Origin of the sequence: Streptomyces sp. NBC_01077 (assembly GCF_045162855.1) — a bacterium.
Taxonomy (GTDB): Bacteria; Actinomycetota; Actinomycetes; order Streptomycetales; family Streptomycetaceae; genus Streptomyces.
In genome coordinates this window covers 349,967-370,465 of record NZ_CP108669.1, presented here as the reverse complement: position 1 = coordinate 370,465, position 20,499 = coordinate 349,967, and the positions used below count along the sequence as shown (strand labels likewise).

15 protein-coding genes and 3 pseudogenes are annotated in these 20,499 nt (G+C 64.1%); 14 read left to right on the top strand and 4 right to left on the bottom strand.

Annotation, left to right across the window (positions count from 1 at the left end; translation table 11 throughout):
* Positions 1–49: 49 nt before the first annotated feature.
* From OG462_RS01625 to OG462_RS01605, 5 genes are all read left to right on the top strand, one after another.
* Positions 50–1,297 carry a PotD/PotF family extracellular solute-binding protein gene (locus tag OG462_RS01625; protein ID WP_406053814.1) on the top strand — a complete coding sequence of 416 codons (1,248 nt, stop codon included), beginning with the start codon at positions 50–52 and terminating at the stop codon, positions 1,295–1,297.
* An 80-nt stretch (positions 1,298–1,377) separates the two neighbouring features.
* On the top strand, positions 1,378–2,526 hold the full coding sequence (locus OG462_RS01620) for an ABC transporter ATP-binding protein (RefSeq protein WP_406053812.1): 1,149 nt from the start codon (positions 1,378–1,380) through the stop codon (positions 2,524–2,526).
* Positions 2,523–3,458, top strand: coding sequence for an ABC transporter permease (locus OG462_RS01615; RefSeq protein ID WP_406053810.1), 936 nt, complete (start codon positions 2,523–2,525; stop codon positions 3,456–3,458). The genes OG462_RS01620 and OG462_RS01615 overlap by 4 nt, the downstream gene beginning before the upstream one ends.
* Positions 3,458–4,252, top strand: a complete 795-nt coding sequence (locus tag OG462_RS01610; protein WP_406053808.1) for an ABC transporter permease — start codon at positions 3,458–3,460, stop codon at positions 4,250–4,252. Before OG462_RS01615 ends, OG462_RS01610 begins: the two co-directional genes overlap by 1 nt.
* 352 nt (positions 4,253–4,604) lie before the next feature.
* On the top strand, positions 4,605–4,787 hold the full coding sequence (locus tag OG462_RS01605; protein WP_406053806.1) for a hypothetical protein: 183 nt from the start codon (positions 4,605–4,607) through the stop codon (positions 4,785–4,787).
* A gap of 302 nt (positions 4,788–5,089) precedes the next feature.
* Here OG462_RS01605 and OG462_RS01600 read toward each other — a convergent pair.
* Positions 5,090–5,317: pseudogene (locus tag OG462_RS01600) on the bottom strand (transposase); the annotation flags it as partial.
* 514 nt (positions 5,318–5,831) lie between these two features.
* Here OG462_RS01600 and OG462_RS01595 point away from each other — a divergent pair.
* From OG462_RS01595 to OG462_RS01580, 4 genes are all read left to right on the top strand, one after another.
* Positions 5,832–6,890, top strand: coding sequence for a TIGR03617 family F420-dependent LLM class oxidoreductase (locus OG462_RS01595; RefSeq protein WP_406053804.1), 1,059 nt, complete (start codon positions 5,832–5,834; stop codon positions 6,888–6,890).
* Positions 6,891–7,186: 296 nt separating this feature from the next.
* Positions 7,187–7,354: a hypothetical protein gene (locus OG462_RS01590; RefSeq protein ID WP_406053802.1), complete on the top strand. Its 168-nt coding sequence runs from the start codon at positions 7,187–7,189 to the stop codon at positions 7,352–7,354.
* A gap of 874 nt (positions 7,355–8,228) precedes the next feature.
* Positions 8,229–9,176 (top strand): sterol desaturase family protein, encoded by a 948-nt coding sequence (locus OG462_RS01585; protein WP_406053800.1) that lies wholly within the window; start codon positions 8,229–8,231, stop codon positions 9,174–9,176.
* A gap of 775 nt (positions 9,177–9,951) precedes the next feature.
* A complete protein-coding gene (locus OG462_RS01580) occupies positions 9,952–11,061 on the top strand; it encodes an alpha/beta hydrolase-fold protein (RefSeq protein WP_406053798.1) in 1,110 nt (369 codons plus the stop codon).
* 814 nt (positions 11,062–11,875) lie between these two features.
* Here OG462_RS01580 and OG462_RS01575 read toward each other — a convergent pair.
* Positions 11,876–12,070, bottom strand: a complete 195-nt coding sequence (locus OG462_RS01575) for a hypothetical protein (protein ID WP_406053796.1) — start codon at positions 12,068–12,070, stop codon at positions 11,876–11,878.
* Between the two features lie 77 nt (positions 12,071–12,147).
* On the opposite strand from OG462_RS01575, the gene OG462_RS01570 reads away from it, so the two are divergent.
* The 4 genes and pseudogenes from OG462_RS01570 to OG462_RS01555 all read left to right on the top strand — a co-directional run bounded on the left by OG462_RS01570 (position 12,148) and on the right by OG462_RS01555 (position 14,163).
* Positions 12,148–12,819, top strand: coding sequence for an enoyl-CoA hydratase-related protein (locus OG462_RS01570; RefSeq protein WP_406053795.1), 672 nt, complete (start codon positions 12,148–12,150; stop codon positions 12,817–12,819).
* Between the two features lie 249 nt (positions 12,820–13,068).
* Positions 13,069–13,322 (top strand): annotated as a pseudogene (locus OG462_RS01565) (Tn3 family transposase); the annotation flags it as partial.
* A pseudogene (locus OG462_RS01560) lies at positions 13,282–13,581 on the top strand (Tn3 family transposase); the annotation flags it as partial. The pseudogenes OG462_RS01565 and OG462_RS01560, both read left to right, overlap by 41 nt.
* Before the next feature lie 147 nt (positions 13,582–13,728).
* The gene (locus OG462_RS01555) at positions 13,729–14,163 is read left to right on the top strand and encodes a DUF6892 domain-containing protein (RefSeq protein ID WP_406066304.1); all 435 of its coding nucleotides are present in this window, start codon (positions 13,729–13,731) and stop codon (positions 14,161–14,163) included.
* Positions 14,164–15,455: 1,292 nt separating this feature from the next.
* On the opposite strand, the gene trpD is transcribed toward OG462_RS01555, so the two are convergent.
* Positions 15,456–16,439 carry an anthranilate phosphoribosyltransferase gene (gene trpD, locus OG462_RS01550; protein WP_406053793.1) on the bottom strand — a complete coding sequence of 328 codons (984 nt, stop codon included), beginning with the start codon at positions 16,437–16,439 and terminating at the stop codon, positions 15,456–15,458.
* Positions 16,440–16,531: 92 nt separating this feature from the next.
* Positions 16,532–18,496, bottom strand: coding sequence for an anthranilate synthase family protein (locus OG462_RS01545; RefSeq protein ID WP_406053791.1), 1,965 nt, complete (start codon positions 18,494–18,496; stop codon positions 16,532–16,534).
* 1,151 nt (positions 18,497–19,647) lie between these two features.
* On the opposite strand from OG462_RS01545, the gene OG462_RS01540 reads away from it, so the two are divergent.
* Positions 19,648–19,860, top strand: a complete 213-nt coding sequence (locus OG462_RS01540; protein WP_406066302.1) for a transposase family protein — start codon at positions 19,648–19,650, stop codon at positions 19,858–19,860.
* Positions 19,861–20,499: the final 639 nt, after the last annotated feature.

Here is a 20,499-nt window from a genome sequence, read left to right as displayed (position 1 = left end):
GGAGAACGCCCCTCACAGAGTTGGTACTCACAGGATTGGGGCACGGCGCATGGAGCAGTACGAGCCCGACAGCCTCTCCGCCGCGCAGACGGCGGCGATACGTCGCAGCCTGACGAGCGGCCGGGGAGCCCTCACCCGCCGTTCGATGCTGCGCGCGGGCGGTGTCGGCGCGCTCACCGTCGGCGGCCTCGCGTCGTTGAGCGCCTGTGGCATCCCGCCGGCCAAGCGGGAGGGCCAGGGCCCCGCCTCCACCGACGCGTCGGCCACGGAGAAGACCCTCGCCTTCTCCAACTGGACCGAGTACATGGACGTCAGCGAGGACGAGAAGTCCCGCCCGACCCTGGAGGCGTTCGCGAAGCGCACCGGGATCAAGGTCAAGTACACCGAGGACATCAACGACAACGTCGAGTTCTTCGGCAAGATCAAGCCGCAGCTCGCGGCCGGCCAGGACACCGGCCGCGACCTGATCTGCGTCACCGACTGGCTCGCCGCCCGGATGATCCGGCTCGGCTGGGTGCAGAAGCTCGACCCCGCGAACCTGCCCAACGCGTACGCGAACCTCTCCGCGCAGTTCCGGCGCCCCGACTGGGACCCGGGCCGCTCCTACTCGTACCCGTGGACGGGCATCTCCACCGTCATCGCGTACAACTCCAAGGCCACCGGCGGCAAGAAGGTCGACTCGGTCACCCAGCTCCTGGACGACCCCGCGCTCAAGGGCCGCGTCGGCTTCCTCACCGAGATGCGCGACTCCGTCGGCATGACGCTGCTCGACCTCGGCAAGGATCCGGGCGACTTCACCGACGCCGACTACGACGCGGCGATCGGGCGCCTCCAGAAGGGCGTCGACAAGAAGCAGATCCGCCGCTTCACCGGCAACGACTACACCTCCGACCTGGACAAGGGCGACATCGCCGCCTGCCTCGCCTGGGCCGGCGACATCATCCAGCTCCAGGCGGACAACCCGGACATCAAGTTCTCCATCCCGTCCGCCGGTTACATCACCTCCAGCGACAACCTGCTCGTCCCCGCCCAGGCCCGGCACAAGACCAACGCCGAGAAGTTCATCGACTACTACTACGAGCTTCCCGTCGCCGCCCAGCTCGCCGCGTACATCAACTACGTCTGCCCCGTCGACGGGGTGAAGGACGAGCTCGCCAGGATCGACCCCGAACTCGCGAACAACACGCTGATCCTCCCGGACAAGGCCATGGCCAAGAAGTCGCACGCCTTCCGCTCGCTCACCAGCGCGGAGGAGACGGCGTACGAGGAGAAGTTCGCCAAGCTCATCGGCGCCTGAGGCCGGGCAACGAGACCGGCGCCCGCGCCTGAAGGCCTTGCACGTTGTCCACTCCTCACCACGATCCGGGACCACAACCCATGACTGACAAGAACACCGGCGGCGACGTCCGTCTCACCGGGATCAGCAAGTCGTACGGCTCCTTCACCGCCGTCCACCCGCTCGACCTGACCGTCCCGCAGGGCTCCTTCTTCGCCCTCCTCGGCGCCTCGGGCTGCGGCAAGACCACCACGCTGCGGATGATCGCCGGCCTGGAGGACCCCAGCACGGGCACCGTCTTCCTCGGCGACAAGGACGTCACCGACCTCCCGCCGTACAAGCGGCCGGTCAACACCGTCTTCCAGTCCTACGCGCTCTTCCCGCACATGGACATCACCGAGAACATCGCCTTCGGCCTGCGCCGCCGCGGCATCAAGTCGGTGAAGAAGCAGGTCGACGACATGCTGGAACTCGTCCAGCTCGGCGACAAGGCCCGGCACAAGCCGCACCAGCTCTCCGGCGGCCAGCAGCAGCGCGTCGCCGTCGCCCGCGCGCTCATCAACCACCCGCAGGTGCTGCTCCTCGACGAGCCGCTCGGCGCCCTCGACCTCAAGCTGCGCCGCCAGATGCAGCTGGAGCTCAAGCGGATCCAGACCGAGGTCGGCATCACCTTCGTGCACGTCACCCACGACCAGGAGGAGGCCATGACGATGGCCGACCAGGTCGCGGTGATGAACGGCGGCCGCGTCGAGCAGCTCGGCAACCCGGCGGACCTGTACGAGAACCCGCAGACCACGTTCGTCGCCAACTTCCTCGGCACCTCCAACCTCATCGAGGCGGAGGTCCTGGAGACCGGTACCGACGTCCTCGTCACGGCCGGCGGCGGCAAGCTCCGTGTCCCCGGCGACCGCTGTACCTCCGCCGTCCGCCAGGGCGGCAAGGTGCTCGTGGGCATCCGCCCGGAGAAGATCTCGCTCGCGCACGCCGACGACGCGGGTTCGATCGCCGACGGCCGCAACCGGGTCACCGGCCGGATCGTCGACTCCTCCTTCATCGGCGTCTCCACCCAGTACGTGGTGAACTCGCCGGCGGGCGCGGAGCTCCAGGTGTACGAGCAGAACATCGAGCGCGACACCCGCCTGGTCCCCGGCGCGGAGGTCGTCCTGCACTGGAACCCGGCGCACACGTTCGGGCTCGACGCCGCCCAGGACATCGACGCCGGCGTGGAGACGGTGGAGGACGCCGGATGACTACGTCCACGCTCACGAAGGAGGAGGCGCCGCAGCCGGTCGAGGAACCGGTTCTGCGCAAGCCCTCCACCCGCAAGCGGCTCGTCCCCTACTGGCTGCTGCTGCCCGGCATCATCTGGCTGCTCGTCTTCTTCGCGCTGCCGATGGTCTACCAGGCCTCGACCTCGGTCCAGACGGGCTCGCTCGAAGCCGGCTTCAAGGTCACCTGGCACTTCCAGACCTACTGGGACGCCTTCCAGGAGTACTGGCCGCAGTTCATACGCTCCCTGCTGTACGCCGGGACCGCGACCCTGCTCTGCCTGCTGCTCGGCTACCCGCTCGCGTATCTGATCGCGTTCAAGGCCGGCCGCTGGCGCAACCTGCTCCTCGTCCTCGTCATCGCGCCCTTCTTCACCAGCTTCCTCATCCGGACGCTGGCCTGGAAGACGATCCTCGCCGACGACAGCCTGGTCGTCGACGCGCTCAACGCGCTCCACGTCCTCGACGTGACCAGCTGGATCGGCTGGACCGAGGGCGACCGCGTCCTCGCCACCCCGATGGCGGTCGTCTGCGGTCTCACGTACAACTTCCTGCCCTTCATGATCCTGCCCCTCTACACCTCCCTGGAGCGGATCGACGGCCGGCTGCACGAGGCCGCGCAGGACCTGTACGCCTCCCCGGCGACCACCTTCCGCAAGGTGACCTTCCCGCTGTCGATGCCCGGCGTCGTCTCCGGCACCCTGCTCACCTTCATCCCGGCGAGCGGCGACTACGTCAACGCCGAACTGCTCGGCTCGACCGACACCAAGATGGTCGGCAACGTCATCCAGTCGCAGTTCCTGCGGGTCCTCGACTACCCGACGGCCGCCGCACTCTCCTTCATCCTCATGGCGATCGTGCTGGCCATGGTCACCGTCTACATCCGCCGAGCGGGAACGGAGGACCTGGTCTGATGCGTTGGATCCGTCGGAACCTCGTCGTCATCGCGGGCCTGCTGACGCTCGCCTACATGATCCTGCCGAACCTCGTGGTGATGGCGTTCTCCTTCAACAGGCCGAAGGGACGCTTCAACTACTCCTGGCAGGAGTTCTCGCTCGACGCCTGGAAGGACCCCTGCGGCGTCGCCGACATGTGCGAGTCGCTCTCGCTCTCGCTCCAGCTCGCCGCCTGGGCGACGGTCGGCGCGGTCGTCCTCGGCACGATGATCGCCTTCGCGCTCGTCCGCTACCGCTTCCGGGCCCGAGGCGCGATCAACTCGCTGATCTTCCTGCCGATGGCCATGCCCGAGGTCGTCATGGCCGCCTCGCTGCTCACCCTCTTCCTCAACATGGGCATCGAGCTCGGCTTCTGGACGGTCCTGATCGCCCACATCATGTTCTGTCTGTCGTTCGTCGTGACGGCGGTCAAGGCCCGGGTCATGTCCATGGACCCGCGCCTGGAGGAAGCGGCTCGCGACCTCTACGCGGGACCCACGCAGACCTTCCTGCGCGTGACCCTGCCGATCGCCGCGCCCGGCATCGCCGCCGGCGCCCTGCTCGCCTTCGCGCTCTCGTTCGACGACTTCATCATCACCAACTTCAACGCGGGCTCCACCGTCACCTTCCCCATGTTCGTCTGGGGCTCGGCACAGCGAGGAACCCCCGTTCAGATCAACGTCATCGGCACCGCGATGTTCGTTCTCGCGGTACTGGTGGTCATGGCCGGGCAAATCATTACGAACCAGCGCAGTAGACGAACAGCACACTGAGCACGCCCCGCCACGCAAGGGAGGATGGCGAACGGTGTGGGCCCCTCCAGTCCTGGGTTTATGCCCCGGCGCGAGCGCCGCTGCGCCGCCGCCTCATCATCGACGAGACCGGGTGCATCGACGAGACCGGGTTCATCAAGAAGGGCATCACCTCCGCTGGGATCCAGCACCAGCCGGAAGCAATGAGAACTGGCGTCTTCGCCTCCTACGCCACCACCTGCGGCCGGGCCCTGGTGGAGCTGTGAGCTCTACCTGCCCAAGTCCTGGGCCGAGGACCGGATCCGCTGCCGCGCGACCAGATTCCCCGACGAGCGGGAGTGCGCCACGAAAGGGCGAACTGGCCCGGCGCATCGTGCTGCGGTCCGTACCCTCGCTGCTGCCCATCGCCTGGGTCACCGCGGACATCGCCTGCGAAGGGGAGAGCCGCTTCCGCCGGCTGCTGCAGCAGCCGGGTATCGGCTACGTGCTGGTCGTGTCCAAGTCCCAGTTCACCGCGGGCTGCCCCGTATCGCGCAGGCCCCCGGACGAAGCGTAGGAGAAAGTCTCGTGCGGTGACGGTGTGAAGGGCCCTCGTGTCTACCATTGGGCAGCGGTGCGGCGAGTTCGATTACCGGGGCAGGCTGCTTACCGCATGCGGTGGGGCACACTGGCCCGTCGGAGCATCCGAAAGCCCGACGAGATCGCCTACTGAGCCGTTGCTGGTGAGGATCGCCGGGACGCGCTGGGCGATCGAGGAGTGCTTCCAGGCCGCGAAGGAACGAACGCGGCCTGGACCAGTAGGTAGTCCGCCGTGGCGGCCAGGAAGGCGTGCGCGAGCATTGTGAAGGTGATGTGCCGATACCAGTCGTAGACGGTTTTGAACGGCGGGAAATCGTGCGGCAGGTACTCCCACGGGATCCCGGTGCGGTTGACGTAGAGGATCGCGTTCACGATCTCTCTCAGATCATGAACCCGCGCAGCGGTCCCGGGCCTAGACCGGGCGGCCCGCCAGGCGACGAACACCGGCTCGATCAATGCCCAGCGGGCATCGGAGACATCACTGCGATACGCGCGTCGAGGAGTCACACCCTGGCCAATGAGTGCCACCGTCTGCAGTCACAAGAACATCCCAAAACACCAACTACCTAGATCAGATGGCCTCTTAGCAGGGCCAGTGCCAGGGCTCGGTGACGGATCTGCCGACGGCGGTGCCTGAGGATGTAGGGATTGGTCCACAGGCCGATAGCGGTGGCATAGCGTCGGACGGACGGGTCCGGTGACGGGTCGCGCCGGACATGGGGACTACGAGCACGGGCGCCGGCGCCCTGAGTGGTGCGGGCTGCGATGGGGGAGGCGTAAGGACTGAACGCAGACGAAGATTCATGTGTGCGTTCTGTCCAAGGAACACCCCTGGACAGTTTCTGCGTTTGCCGCTACTTTCCCAGCGCTCGACATCGCACGCGAGCTCCAGCAGCAGGACAATCTGTGCCGGGCTGATTTGTCGTCCGTTCGACTTCAGGTACCTGTGGAGCATCGAGACGACCGCAAGAACGAGGCTGCGATTCGATAGGGAGCCATCGGCTCCTCGAGGAGTGATCGGATGACCCGTGTCCAGCGTCCAGCAGCGACACCTCTCGCAGTGGAGGTCACGGCATCAGGGCCGCCAGCGGGCGTCGCCGCGGCTGCGCAACTGGCCGAACAGCATGGTGTCGAACGGCTGTACGTGGCAGAGGCGGCTTACGACCCCTTCCAGGCGCTCGCCGTCGCCGCCGGACGCACGTCGAAGATAGAGCTGGCTACAGGTGTTGCCGTCGCGTTTGCGCGGACACCCATGACGCTGGCAAGCAGTGCGTGGACCCTGCAAGAGATGTCCGGCGGCCGAGCGGTGATCGGACTTGGATCACAAGTGAAGGCTCATATCACCCGCCGCTTCTCGATGCCGTGGAGTAACCCTGCTGCTCGCATGCGAGAGTTCGTGATGGCGACTCGGGCCATCTGGGACAGTTGGCAGGCCGGGGAAAGTATCACCTTCCGAGGGGAGTTCTACACCCACACCCTGATGACACCCACGTTCACGCCGACGCCTTTGGAGCCAGGTCCACCAAAAGTGCTGATTGCCGCAGTGGGCCCGTCCATGACACGCACGGCTGGGCAAGTCGGTGACGGACTGCTGTGCCACCCTTTCAGCTCAACTTCGTACCTCGCTGCATGCGTTGTCCCTCGCGCGATCGAAGCACGACTGGAAGAAAAGGCGGACAGTGCTCCATGGAGCCGCTTCCCCTTCGAAATCGCCGGCAGTGTAATCACGGCGACCGGCCGGACGCGGCAGGAGTACAACGATTCCGTGAGGGCAGCCCGTGAACGTATCGCCTTTTACGCGTCCACGCCAGCCTACCGGCCGGTGCTCGATCATCATGGGTGGGGACCCCTACAGGATGAGCTTCATGCGCTGGCAAGGCGTGGGAGGTGGTCGGAGATGGGTCGTCTCATCGACGACGAGATGCTTCGCACCTTCGCCGTGGTAGCGGAGTCACCTGCAGCAGCGGGACGTCTTATCCGGGAGCGCTGCACCGGGTTGCTTCACCGCGTTTCGCCATCGCTTTGTGGGGGGTCAGACCTGAGTCTCGCGCTTGAGGTGATGGCAGGTGCCCGAGAGTGATGCGTGCCCGGCACTGGGCACGCCCCGTGCAGGTGCATCGGAGCTTTCGGACGTCGCGTTGGGTTGCATGCCCCGGGCGCTATGGCCGGGGCAAGGTGGTTTCTATTTGCAGTGACCAGCCAGTCGCACAAGTCGTTCCGGCGGCTGGTTGAGGTCCAGATCGCTGCCACGATGGCAACGTTCCCCGCCAGCACGTTTGCCCTGGAAGTGAGTGCGCGCACTGCCGGACACGGTCGATCGTCCTGGACCTGGACCTGCTACTCGCCCATCCTGACCAGCAGCAGGTCCAGGTTCATGTGAGTGACGGCGGTCCGCGGAAGGCTCCCGAGCCGTGGGCTGCCCGCCGGCCCGACGAGCACGCCCGCGGGGATCTGATCGTCACCGCGCCGGCGCGTCACACCGGAAGCGGACACGACGGCACCGACGGCCTCCTCGACCCCTGGACCGACCTCGACATCACCTAACAGACGATCGGCGGACGCCCGAAGGCGCCCGCCGACCCATCCACTGTGAGTGGCCAGCCGCTCGGTCATCGTTGGGCGGCGATAGGAGATACCCCGATCTCGACACCAACCTGAGTGACCGAGCCCCCTTCAGTACCTGATGCTGTAGCCCGATCTCAGTCGGCGGTCATGAGACGAAGGCGTGAGCCTCCGTTCGTCCGGCGAAGGCGATGAACCTCACCGAACCCGAAAATCCGTCGACTGCTCAAGATGGCGCGGCCGGGGTCCTGCACAACGCCCGGAGTACGAGATCGAGCGTGGCAGTAACTTCACCACTCCCCGCGGAAAACCAGCACACGAGGGCCCCCACCCGTATGCGACATCGCTTGCCGAGCGGCAACTGTAGCTGCCTCACTGGCCTCATGACGGTGGGCACTGTCAGGAACGGCCACGTCGGGGCCGACCTGAACGGTGCTGCGGTAGGTTGTGCCAGTAAGCATCGCTGGTGTCCTCTGCTGTTGACTTCTCTTTCCCTAAGTCTCACCTGGCCCGTTCGGCCTGCCCTGAGTGGTGAGTACCTACTTGATCGTGTGGGACTCAAGTTGGTGAGTCAGCCCAGTTGTCGTGCCTCTACCCCGGCTCACCTGCCTGGCCAGGAGTACCATGCTGCGGCGATCGAGTCGTTCTGCTTCCGGGCCGGAGGTGTGGCCGGTGTGCGCGCACCCTGAAGCCGTTCCAGGGTGCGCACTCTTCTCGTCGACTCACGACGTCATCCGATAGGCCGGTTCCTGCCTTGATATGTCAAAAGGCGCCAAAGCCGGCCGACAAGCTGTTCCCGTACTTGGTGGTAGCCGCATCTGGTCGCACCCCCGCACCCACCTCTACCGTCGTTGACATGTCTCACCTACCCGATGCCGTGCTCTGGTCCATACCAGCATTTCTCCTGCTCGCCATCCTGGAGATGGTCAGCTACCGGCTCCATCCCGACGAGGACGCTGCCGGCTACGACGCCAAGGACGCGGCAACCAGCGTCGGCATGGGACTCGGCAGTCTCGTCTTCGACCTCCTCTGGAAGCTACCGACCGTCGCGATCTACACCGCCGTCCACGAGCTGACACCCATGCGTGTCCCCATGCTGTGGTGGACGCTTCCCCTGATGCTGATCGCACAGGACTTCCTCTACTACTGGCAGCACCGCGCGCACCACGTCATCCGCATACTGTGGGCCTGCCACGTGGTGCATCACAGCAGCCGCAGATTCAACCTAACCACTGCGCTGCGACAGCCCTGGACCGCGCTCACATCCTGGCCTTTCTACCTACCGATGATCGCCCTCGGCGTGCACCCGGCCACCGTGGCTTTCTGCTACTCGGTCAACCTCGTCTACCAATTCTGGATTCACACCGAGCGCATCGACAAGCTGCCGCGCCCGTTCGAGTACATCCTTAACACGCCGTCCCACCACCGCGTGCACCATGCCTCGCAGGGCGGCTACCTCGACCGGAACTTCGGCGGCATCCTTATCGTGTGGGACCGGATGTTCGGCTCGTGGGCCCGTGAGACCGGCAGGCCCGTCTTCGGTCTCACCAAGAACATCTCAACCCACAACCCGCTGCGGGTCGCTACCCACGAATATGCCGCTATCGCGAGAGACGTCCGAGTCGCACGTCACTGGCGCGAGCGCGCTGGGAACGTCTTTGGAAGACCGGGCTGGCAACCGGAGACGCGGCTGGACGACGGAGCCGCTGGAACCAGGATCACCACCCCGGAGCCGGCCGCGTCCACGGGACCGCTGGGGGCGAAGGGCATTGACTTGTCCTCAGAGGGTCGGCGAACTGCGTAGCCCGATAGTTGGGCCCTTCAGCCCGGCGGGGCCGCGCCCTTGCGCGCGGCCCCGCCGAGCGACCCGAAGTGCTTGCGCAGGGGCATCAGCGGCGAGCATGCCCATGAGTCTCGGACGGTCGCTCGGGAAGCACCCGAGCAGTTCGCAGCGACTCCTGAGTGCGAGGCTGCCTGCGCTCTTCGGCGCTTCGGAGTGAGGTACCCCCGGACCGGATCGCCGCTTCGATGACAGGCCACCCGCACCCCAGCTCCAGCCCGCGGAACCACAGCCTCCCGCGACACGCTTTCAACAGTCAGCGCCCCGACTCAAGTCGATTACTGGTGTGTGCCTTGACGTCGGTTCGAGCCGATGCTTCGCTGGCTTGACAACCGAGTCGCGATGCGCGTCAGCAAGGTGAGAGGACAGACGCCGGCTCGCCCCTTACGCAGCAGTGGCGCGGCACATCGCCTAGCCGGATGGGCCGAGGCAGCCAACACCAGGAGACTGCCAAACGCGCAGAACTGAAGTACGGCGCAACCAGCTGTCACGCCGTCCGAATGGACTTGTTTCCACGGTTCGGGAAAATGCCCCCATGGAGCGAATTCGGCGAGCTCGCCGAGATGAGCCTGATCCTTCATGGGCGGGTTGCCATCGTTACGGCCCGCCTGGCTCAACCCGGACAGTCACGTCGTGTGTGCCATGACAGCTCACGTCGCCGCTCACCGGAATGCGACGTCCCTTGTTGATCAAGGAGGTCCGGAACATGCATACTCGATGGCGCAGGGCCATATTACGCATGGGAGTGATGATGCTCCTTCATGCACTGTTGGGGCCAGCGCAGCCGAACGCCGAACAGGCTGAGCCGAATACCGTGAGGGTCTTCGTCCACTACGACACAGGATGGGGAAACCAGCTGACCATCCGCGGTAGTTCGGCACCTCTGAGCTGGACTGCCGGGAAGTCGATGACTTGGACCAGTGGGAACGTCTGGACGTGGGAGGCACCCTCCACGATCGGAGACTTCGAGTTCAAACTGCTGATCAACGACAAAACCTGGTCCACCGGAAGCAATTTCAAAACCACGACGGCCGTTTCACGCTCAATCCATATCTACCCGTTCTTCGGCATCCCCCGCGGCAGTATGGTGACGATTACAAACTTCTACTCGCCGCAGCTAGATAATCGTCGTAATCTCACTCTCTATCTTCCGCCGAGCTACGGCGAAAATCCTGCCAAGCGCTATCCGGTGGTCTACATGAACGATGGACAGAACCTGTTCGACCCTCGGTCTGCATTCGGGGGCATCGAATGGCAGGTGGATGAGGCCATCGACCGGTCTATCGGCCAGGGCTCCACACGGGAGACGATCGTTGTGGGAATAAACAATACGTCCAGCCGAATCAGCGAATACACTCCGAGCGTCGACCCTCGCTACGGGGGAGGTAACGCCGATGCCTATCTCGATTTCATCCAGCAGACCTTGAAGCCGTACATCGACGCCCACTACCGCACCCTGATCGGTGCACCGGACACACTCATGGTGGGGTCGTCCTTGGGCGGCCTTCTTAGCTGCTACGCCGGCTGGACCCGCAGCGCGATCTATGGAGGAGTCGGCTGCATGTCGAGCAGCTTCTGGTGGGACGCAGAGGCATTCACGCACGGAGTCGAGACCTATCAGGGAAAAAGGCCGGTGCGGTTCTACATGGACGCCGGCGGCAACAATGACGGCCTCACCGAGACGGTGCATTTCCGCGACGCCCTACTCGCCGACGGTCATGTCAGTGGCGTCGACCTGTTGCACGTTTATGATCCTTCAGGAAAGCACACCGAGTCGTCCTGGGCGCGGCGATTGCCCACGGCGCTGCAGTATCTTCTGCCGTTTGATGCAGAAATGCGCGCAGATTGACGTTGAAGGCAGTCTCCAGAGTCCCTGATCGACAGCGCGGAGGCAGCAGCCGGTGTGACAATCTCCGACGACTGGAAGGGGCATCGACGATGTCCCGAGAGGGTGGATCCCCACAGCCAGGCTTTCACGGAGACCTGCGATGGCAGGTGAAACCTCCGGCAGCTGGCCCCTGCCCGGCCGCGAACGAAACACGACGGGACGGATTCCGCCAGGCTGTGCTCCCGAGGGACGCCGTCTAGGCGACGGCCCGACCAGGGACGCGACGCGCTCGGAGACTTCATCGCGGTACCGCCGCGCCGTGACAGCGCCACTTCTCCACCGTGGCAGGCGGAAGGCTGCATGACCAAGAGCCAGCCGCTGCCGCCAGCGCGACGTGCAGTCCATCTCCCTTGACCGGCACTTCGAGCCCTAACTGGCTCAAGCGTGGTCGCGTTCTGGCAGTGAGCTTCTTCAGCGGTCACTCCAGAGGATGAGTGGCTGGCTGAGGTTGACTGCCCTCTGAGCTGCGGCAGCGCAAAGCTCTCGTGGGCCCAATCGTCACCCGATCGGTGGCCACTCTGAAGAAGCTCAGTGACTCGTACGAAACAGGCGGCGGATCTCGGCACTGAGCACTGAGCCTCCTCTCCTACGGAAAGCCCCACCAGGAGCGCTCTCCCCAGATCGAACAGCAGAGACGTGCGGAGTCCTGCCGATCGGCACCCGCCGTGCCATCGCACCGCGTATGAGTGGTGACTGCTCTGGTTGCCCACAGGTTCGCGTCCAGAGACTGGACGCGTTTGATGACCAATCGACCCGAGCGCAGAGAGTGTAGATGTCAACGAAGTTCAAGGTACGCCGATGGCATACTGGTGTCCTTGGGGAAACCGAATAACAGCGTCTCTTCGTGACGCATAGAGTGTCCGGACGATAGTGCATTGACCGGATGCGAGTCGGGGAGCTCCTTGCCCTGTCCGTCCGGCAGGGTCTGCCCATGAACAGGGGCGTCGTTCTTTTCGTCGGCATCGCTCATGCTGGTGTTGCGCTGTGATTCGTCTGCTGGTCGCTGTGTCGCGCACCGACCGCTGTAATCTGTCTGGAAGAGGAGTCATGCCCACGCTGGACCGCAAAGACGACGTCTTCGTTCTCGATCTGGGGGACGGCGAGAACCGTTTCCATCCCGACTGGATAGCCTCGGTCCAGGTCGCGCTCGACGCGGTCGAGAAGGCCAAGGGACCGCGCGCTCTGGTGACCTGCGCTACGGGAAAGTTCTACTCGACCGGCCTGGACCTGGAGTGGCTTCTCGCCCATCCTGACCAGCAGCAGGACTACGTCAACTCAGTCCACGGACTCCTCGCCAGGATGCTGACCCTGCCGATGATCACCGTCGCAGCACTCCAAGGGCACACCTTCGCCGCCGGCGCGATGTTCTCCCTCGCGCACGACTTCCGCATCATGCGGGCCGACCGTGGATTCTGGTGCCTGCCCGAAGCCGACATCGATATCCCCTTCACCACCGGCATGAGCGCACTCATCCAGGCCCGCTTGTCCCCCCGCACCGCCCACCAGGCAATGCTCACCGCTCACCGCTACGGCGGGACCGATGCAGCGACCGCCGACATCGTCGACCAGGCAGTCTCCGAACACGCCCTCGGACCGGCAGCACACCAACTCGCCCACGCGCACTCTGCCAAAGCCGGAGACACCCTCCACACCATCAAGAACCGCATGTACATCAGGGTCGTTAACGCCCTCCACCAGACACTCAGCCCCCATAGCTGACACCACCTGGCAGCACTCACCGCTAACGGAATGCTTCCGACTCACAAGCAGGACCAGCTGAGACGCTGCGATCCGGAGCAGGCTGCAGTTGACGCATCCAGCTGAGCGGGCCCCTGGATGCGTCAAAGAGGCACGCCGTGGGCGTCAAGGCTGCGTCCTGAGGGCCGACCGTATGCAGTCGGCTCGCAGCGGTGGCGCACGGCGGTGTGTCTGAATGACAAGCCGGGGGATGCTGGTGCGACGGCATTTCTCCTCGCCGAAACCTCGATTCGGTACGAGGCTACGGCGGGATCGCCCATCATCTGGTCGCCGATACCTACGTTCGCTCTCTTCACGGCTCGTGCTCTGTGGAGTGTGGCAAGCCGTCTATCTGATCGGACTCCCTGCTCCAGAACCATTCGGCGGTACAGCCGGAGCAGGTCCACGCTGATAAGCAAGGCCAGTTGCTCCCTGTCTTCGAGCTTGCGCACTTGCTGGGGATCGATCTGCTCCCCAGGATCCGACTCCGCACTACACGAGCAGATCCAGCGACCCAGAACACGGCCGAAGGCTTACAGCGGATTCGCCAAGCAGCTCTACTTCGGCAACGCCGGGCCGGCTGACCAGCTGCGACCCCGAGCTACAGGACAAAGCGATCAAATCCTCGGCCTCATCGCGGTGAGCGTGATCTTCTCCACCACCATCGACATGACCCGCACCGTGCGGAAGACTGGACGCGGGGGCTGGCCCCTGAGAGGGAGCGATCTGGCGATACTCAGCCCTTACCGGCGCGAGACCTGCGTTACGAGTAGATATTACTTAAAAGCGAGCAGAGCTGAGACCGATAATCTTCCGGAGGGTAGCTGCTCGTGGGGCCCTTGTTGGAGATCTCGCGTGGATGCCAGTGCTGACTCCTCGCTAGGATGCAGTATGGCTATATTCCGAGACTTAAATTTCAAACTTCTCGTCATTGAAAAGCTTATGTACGAAGACGGATCACTCGCCCCCGTATACAACATTATCGAGCGGATGCGGGGGCGTGGGATAATTGACCCCTGGGGGCACCTCCATGAGGGGGGCCTTCTGTACGATGTGCTCGATGAATCGCGGGCGTACTTCGAACAGCTGGAGATCGGCGACGAGCTCCTTGCTACAGTGGACGAGATCTACATCGAGGGTGGCCTCCAGGCACAATTGGAGTGCTGTCCATACTGGGACGGTGAGGACGACATGTTCGATGTCCGCTCCCTGGACGACCTCGTTCTTCTTCCGAATCTGAAACGGTTCCTCGGCGCAGACGAGAGCATGCTCGATGTGCCCGACAAGCTTGAGATCTTGGCCCGCCGCGGCATAGCTACAACCTAAGCGCCCTGCGCGACCCCTTGCGCGGGGCGGTTTCGACTGGCCCCGTACAAGGGATCCAAGATCCTCGTGCAACGGACACCTGGACATCCTCGCGAAGCTGAACGCCTGGTACCCCCGTGAAGCACAAGGCGTTTGGAGCGAACCGGCGCGGGGATCTGAGTCGTTACCGCGCCGGCGCGTCACACCGTAAGCGGACACGACGGCCTCATCGACCACTGGGGCCGACCTCGACCCAACAGGACAGGTCAACCCGGAATGCGTGGGTCGGACCGTCGGGACTCTGCTTGCTCGGTCCCTGAAGCTCCGATGCCGCCTGACGTATCCGCAGACTCCGATTCCGCTGACAGCAGCCACAGTAGGGACTTGGACGGGACACCCTGCTGAGCATGTTCCTCGCTCTGGACGTGACCAGTACCCGGCCCGCTCGGGATGACCGACCGGTTGCCGGCCCCCGCCATCCGCCGCATCGGCGTCGTCCGACTGGCGAAGTGGCTGGCCAACTGTAAGGCCTGCAACACCAGAACCTTTGCCGAATGTGTTCGGGGCGGCCGAACGCCAGCACTCCTCCGTCCCCGGGGGAGAAGATCACCGCGAAACTGGCCCGCATCCTGGCCGAGCAGGTGATGGCCTTCAACGAGCAGACCATCGAGATCGACAAACACGGAGGGCCGGTTTCGCCGGTACGAACTCGCCAGTATGGTCGCAGGCGTTGGCCAGGGGTGCCGTCAGCACAGCCTCTTTGCAGCGGGACCCGCCCGTTGGGACAACCAACGGGCGGGTGAACCGACACAGGGGGGTTGGACTGTGCCGGCCCTGACAACGCACCCCCCCGGGGTAAGCGTCGTCACTCCACCATCGCCGCGAGAAGGCCTTCCGTGGCTGGAAAGATTGGATCATGCAGGGATGGCGTCGGGATGAGTAGAAGCTACTCCAAGGATGGGCGAGGGGGTTCGTCTCGAGACCGTTGGTCACACGGAGCGTCAGCCGATTCCCTTTGTGCTTCCTGATGTCCGAGAACCGGTGTTAAGGGGCCGTTCTCGAGCAGTGGTCAGGCGTGAGCTTCGGGATCGGCGCTGGGCCAGCGCGGCGTCCACCACTGCCGGAAGTGCGCGTTATTTCGCGTTCCTCGCTGCGCTGGGACAGGCCTGCGTATCGTGTGAACTCTACGATCAAGCGGGGTTCTTTGCGCTTATGCTCCGCACGGTTCGGATCGCGCGGGCCAACTCTCGTTATTCGGGCCTTGGCTGAGCGTATGGGGAGCTGATCAGACGCAGCTGAGGCTCGTCCGGTGCTCACCGCGTACCCGCGATCGAGTTCTCCGGCCGAGCGTTTTGCGTGGCTGTGACCCATTGCTCGAGTTTCCGTGTCGCTGATCCTGAGTCGATAGACTTGGTCACCTGGATGAGCGAAGAGCGTAACTGATGCAAGAGCGGTTCATCGGTGAGCTGTACGGCTGTGATAGCGGCTGCTGCGTTCAGTAGTACTGTGTCGCGAATGGGGCCTCGTTCCCCCGCCAGCACGCTGCGCGCCACTTTGGCGTTGTGCCGGGCGTCGCCACCCTTGAGAGCGTCGATCCCGGCACGTGGGATACCCAGAACTCGAGGGTCGAGAGTCTGCTGGTGTGCGGCGCCTCCCTTGACTATCCAAACATCGGACGAGGCGCAGACACTGAGTTCGTCGAGTCCGTCTTGCCCTCGGAACACCAGGCCCTGCTTGTTTCGGTGAGCCAGCACGGAAGCGAACCTTCCTACAAGGGCACCGTCGGAACATCCCAACGCTAACGCTGGAACGTTGGCAGGATTGGCGAGAGGACCGAGGAAATTGAACGTGGTGGGTACGCCCAGTTCCGCTCTGACCGGGGCGGCATGGCGCATTGCCTTGTGGAACGTGGAGGCCAGGCAGAAGGTGATGCCTGCTGTGCGGGCCACATGCTCGACAGCACGCGGCGGTAGGAAGATCTCGACTCCCAGCTCCCTCAGTACGTCCGCAGCCCCGCTTGAAGAGGAGACAGCCTTGTTGCCGTGCTTGACCACGGTCGCGCCGGCGCCTGCGGCCACGACAGCGGCCATAGTGGAGATGTTGACTGTTTGAGCCTGATCTCCACCGGTGCCCACGATGTCCACGCTCGGGCCAGGTACGTCCAGGAGTTCGGCATGGGTGTACATGGCCTCAACCATGCCGTGCAGTTCGGTGACTGACTCTCCTTTCGCCCGCAGTGCGACCGCGAACCCCGCTAACTGTGCGGGAGTTGCGTTGCCCTCCATGATTTCGTTCATGGCCCAAGCAGCCTCTGCGACGCTGAGATCGCGTCGCTCAATCAGGTGTTGGATGACATGCCGCCAGGTCCGCGCATGTGGGTGTTGGGCCGTCACCGAGCGGACCAGGCCTTCCGGAGGTTCTTGTGCGCGGAACGCTCGACATGGTGCACCAGTTCGGCGACAACACCGATTCCGCGGGTGCTCAGCACTGATTCGGGATGGAACTGCACACTGGCGAAAGCGCTTCCGCGTAGTGCGTGCACTTCGCCTGTGCGCGGGTCACGTGCGAGTTCGATCCCCTGATCGAGTAGGGCACCCTCCGCAAGATCATCGCACCAGGTGGTGAAGGTGTTGTAGAAGCCGACGGTTTCACGTCGGCCGAAGAGCGTGATCTCCTCCTGGGTTCCTTGCCTTGGTTTCGGCATACGACGTATCGGTAGACCAAGCTCGGTGGCAAGCATTTGGTGCCCCAGGCATACACCCAGGACGCCGGCGTCTCGCTGAAGGGCTGCTTGGGCGATCGTTCTCAGCGTCCGTACCCGCGGATCGGTTGTGCTGGTGGGGTCACCGGGACCGGGTCCGAGCAGGACGATGCCGTCGTGGAATGCGACGCTCTCACTCAGTCCAGGAGAGTCGTAGCTCTCTACGACGACAGGATGGCCGAGAGAGCGGAGCTGATGCGTGAGCATAGCGGTGAAGCCGTCTCCGCAGTCCACGACCAGAGCCCGGCTGGCAATGGTCGGTGGGGAGGCGTCCTGCTTCTTCAACCAGAACGAGGCCAGCTTCCCTCTGCGCTTGTACAGCGCAGCCTGTACCTGGTAACTCTCGGCAAGCGTGTGTCCTTCACCTGGAGTGGTCTGGTGCTGTGGTGATGACTCGATCGCTCCGATCGCTCCGAGGATGGCAGCGGCTTTGACATGGGTCTCTGCCACTTCGGCCTCCGGATGGGAATTGCGGACGAGCGTGGCTCCGACTCGTACCACCGTGCGCCCCGTGGACACATCGATGTCCGCTGTCCTTATGCAGATTGGGGAATCCATCGTCTGGCCGCCGCTGGCCGAGCGGCCTATCAGGGCCAGCGCGCCGGCGTAATACCCACGTCCGGACTGTTCGTACCGGGAGATCACACTGGCAGCGTTCTGCAGGGGACTGCCCGTGACTGTAGCGGCGAACATCGTCTCACGCAGGACATCACGCACATCCATGCTCGTCCGCCCGCGCAACTCGTACTCCGTGTGTGCCAAGCGAGCCATCTGCTTGAGACGCGGCCCGATCACCTGGCCGCCGCGGTCACCGACGGAGCACATCATCTTCAGCTCCTCGTCCACCACCATGGTCAGTTCCTCGGACTCTTTGGTGTCCTGGAGGAATTCCATCAGCGATGACAACGTCGGACCGCCATCCGGGTAACGATATGTCCCTGAAATCGGGTTCATCACGACCGTGCCTTGGGCTTGACGGACGTGAACCTCGGGACTGGCACCCAACAGAACGCGTTCGCCGGTGTGAACCAGGTATGTCCAGTAGGCGCCGCGCTCCTGCTCCATGAGCCGACGGAACAGGCCGAGCGCCAAATGCAGCGAAAAGTTTCGTATCGTGGCTGTGAAATCCCGCCGGATCACGAAATTTGCTCCCTCGCCCTGCCCGATCTCGTCGCTGATGATCCGACGGACAGTCTCCGCGTACTGATGGTCGGATGTGACGAACCCTCCGTCAGCAAGATCAACCTCCGTCTCCGGAAGGGCAGCCAGCAGAAGTGCCACAGGAAGGGTTCTCTGCTGCGTAACCTGCAAGGCCTGCAGCGGAGTTCCATCGTCCTGTGCCTCGAAACCCCGCTCGCGTATCTGCCGGTAGGGGACAAGTGCGAGGAGATCGTGAACTGGACCGCCGCAGGCAGGTGCATCAGGAACAACGGGCAGCTGAGCCAGCCGCTCGTAAGTACCTATCGTGCCTGTGAGTACCTCGATGGTGCCGGGTGTCACGTGCGGCGCATTGCGGCGCAGCAATGCGAACGGAGGTGCGTCCTCGGAGGTGAGTCGATCGACGAGCTCGGCGACGGACAAAGGCAGAGTCATGGGGCTTCCTCATGGCGCGGTGGCGTGCACACGTATCCACGGAGAGAAGGCCTGGGGGCGTGCCTCAGAGAATACTCGTGAAGCACGCACCCTTGCCCTTGAGGCGGAGCAGCGTGGGGCCTTCATGAAAGCCGCCGATGGCCGTTGCCGCGCCGGTATCAGATACTCATCCTGACGAAGGATCATGAATGGTGTGTATGGCGCACGGAAGGTCACAGCGACTTGTGATGTGGAAGTCTGACCGTCACGCAATCACGGTGAGTCCATTGCGCATGGCTCAAGAGCGATGACTGCCCGGTCCGACACGGGTGGGTGATCAACTTGTCTCACCGAGTCGGACTTAACCAGCTTTTCGGGCGCTGTAGCACATAAACGTGCACCAGGTGCTACGGTGGCTGCTTCCAAGGCGCTTACCCTCTGGGTTCGGGATCCGCCTTCGGCCCCATCGGTTCCGAGGATGACGTTCACTCCCGAGCTGCTCATGCCGTCCGCACCTGGGTTTTCCTGGGCCGACAAGATGTCGGACGTAGCCACAGCTACAAAGGCCGGTCCGGCAGCGACCGCAAGACTGCGAATCCTGGACACGGAGGCCTCCTTCTAGAGTCCGTACCCTCACGACAGGGAGCCTTCAAGCTCCAGAGCGCACTGCCACCGCTGATGAGTAGTTTGCTACTTGCTTTGCGGTGAGAACCGCACACGAGTTTTGCCGCCGTGGCCAGCGAGGACCGCGGGGACCGAAGTGCCGAAGCAGGCGATTTTCAGGATCGCGGGGCGTGATGGAGCCCGGGACCGATGAGAGTCTGTGCCCGTTGAACAACCTGCAGCACCGGCCGGGATTCAAGTACGCAGTACTCACTCCACTATGCAGCTGAGGCGCTATGTTCAGGCGTACCGGGATTCCGGTGCGGACGCGCTCCTACGACCCCGGGGGCGCAGATCCCGGGCGGGCGGCAGTCGCCCCACACTTCCGCCGCCCGCCTGCCTTCGTAGCTCCCGTGGGGGAAGCTACGAAGGCAGGTACTGAACTACCTCTTGCACCTTGTGCATTCGCTGAGCACTGCCAATCGTGCAGTCATGTGCGCAGCCCTTTAACGACAGGTCGATGACTTCGGTACGCTGGAGCGCGGTGAGGGCCGCCAGCCGGCCGCCGGATCGGTGCCGGTGCGAAGCACCCGTTCGCGTTCGTTGACCGGCTCCACGCCGGGCTCGTTCATCTCCACCATGGGGCCACTCACGATGTGCCGGCCTGTTGGTTCGGCGTGGACCGCTCCACTGTCCCCCGGGCTGTCGGCGAGAGACCGACTCTTGTTCGCCGAGTACAGGTGCACGGTCGGCCCCGGTGCCCGGCTGCGAACGCTGGCTGAGGTCGTTGACCACCTTGGCGGCGCCAGCGGGCAGGCCGGCGGCATTGACGTCACCGGGATCCGGGTCCGGGGGCCAGCCCCGGAACTCAAGGACCGGGACAGTTGCCTCTCCGGCAAGAACAAGCGGAGCGACGCTGTTGTGTGAGGCATCGAGCTGGCGGATGAGTGTTACTGCCCGGTGTCCCAGGGCCTCCTCGACCTGCGGCAGCCGTCCAGATAGTCGGCGGTGAAGGTTGCCAGGAGCCACTCGCAAGGGCCTCGGTCTGCTGGAGAGCTCATGGGCTCGCGAACTGTTGAGAGGCCGGCCCTGCCAGCGGGCTGAGGACATGAAAGCTGGTGGTATTCCAGCCTCTGCCGGGCGGGACCGGTTTTTGACGAGGGGTCAAGGCCCCGGAACTACAGAAGGTTTGCGCCAGGCAGGGAGCGGGCGAGATAAGACCGGTCTGAACAGAGGGATTCAGTCCCAGAACGGCGGCAGGCTTCGACCTTGTCTGGTGGCCCTTCACTCACACGCCTGGGTTCACCTGTGACCTCTTCGAGCTACCCGTACTGCGTAAACCGTCAGGTCCGCGCCGCCGGCACCTGGCCGCGGCTGGCCGTCGCGGCCAGCCGGCCGTTGTAGGCAGCCGAAACGGCTGC

Excerpts from the sequence above, each read along its gene's own strand:
- OG462_RS01625 (WP_406053814.1), top strand. The coding sequence starts at position 50 with ATGGAGCAGTACGAGCCCGACAGCCTCTCCGCCGCGCAGACGGCGGCG.
- OG462_RS01620 (WP_406053812.1), top strand. The coding sequence starts at position 1,378 with ATGACTGACAAGAACACCGGCGGCGACGTCCGTCTCACCGGGATCAGC.
- OG462_RS01615 (WP_406053810.1), top strand. The coding sequence starts at position 2,523 with ATGACTACGTCCACGCTCACGAAGGAGGAGGCGCCGCAGCCGGTCGAG.
- OG462_RS01610 (WP_406053808.1), top strand. The coding sequence starts at position 3,458 with ATGCGTTGGATCCGTCGGAACCTCGTCGTCATCGCGGGCCTGCTGACG.
- OG462_RS01595 (WP_406053804.1), top strand. The coding sequence starts at position 5,832 with ATGACCCGTGTCCAGCGTCCAGCAGCGACACCTCTCGCAGTGGAGGTC.
- OG462_RS01585 (WP_406053800.1), top strand. The coding sequence starts at position 8,229 with ATGTCTCACCTACCCGATGCCGTGCTCTGGTCCATACCAGCATTTCTC.
- OG462_RS01580 (WP_406053798.1), top strand. The coding sequence starts at position 9,952 with ATGGGAGTGATGATGCTCCTTCATGCACTGTTGGGGCCAGCGCAGCCG.
- OG462_RS01575 (WP_406053796.1), bottom strand. The coding sequence starts at position 12,070 with ATGAGCGATGCCGACGAAAAGAACGACGCCCCTGTTCATGGGCAGACC.
- OG462_RS01570 (WP_406053795.1), top strand. The coding sequence starts at position 12,148 with ATGCCCACGCTGGACCGCAAAGACGACGTCTTCGTTCTCGATCTGGGG.
- OG462_RS01555 (WP_406066304.1), top strand. The coding sequence starts at position 13,729 with ATGGCTATATTCCGAGACTTAAATTTCAAACTTCTCGTCATTGAAAAG.
- trpD (WP_406053793.1), bottom strand. The coding sequence starts at position 16,439 with ATGAACGAAATCATGGAGGGCAACGCAACTCCCGCACAGTTAGCGGGG.
- OG462_RS01545 (WP_406053791.1), bottom strand. The coding sequence starts at position 18,496 with ATGACTCTGCCTTTGTCCGTCGCCGAGCTCGTCGATCGACTCACCTCC.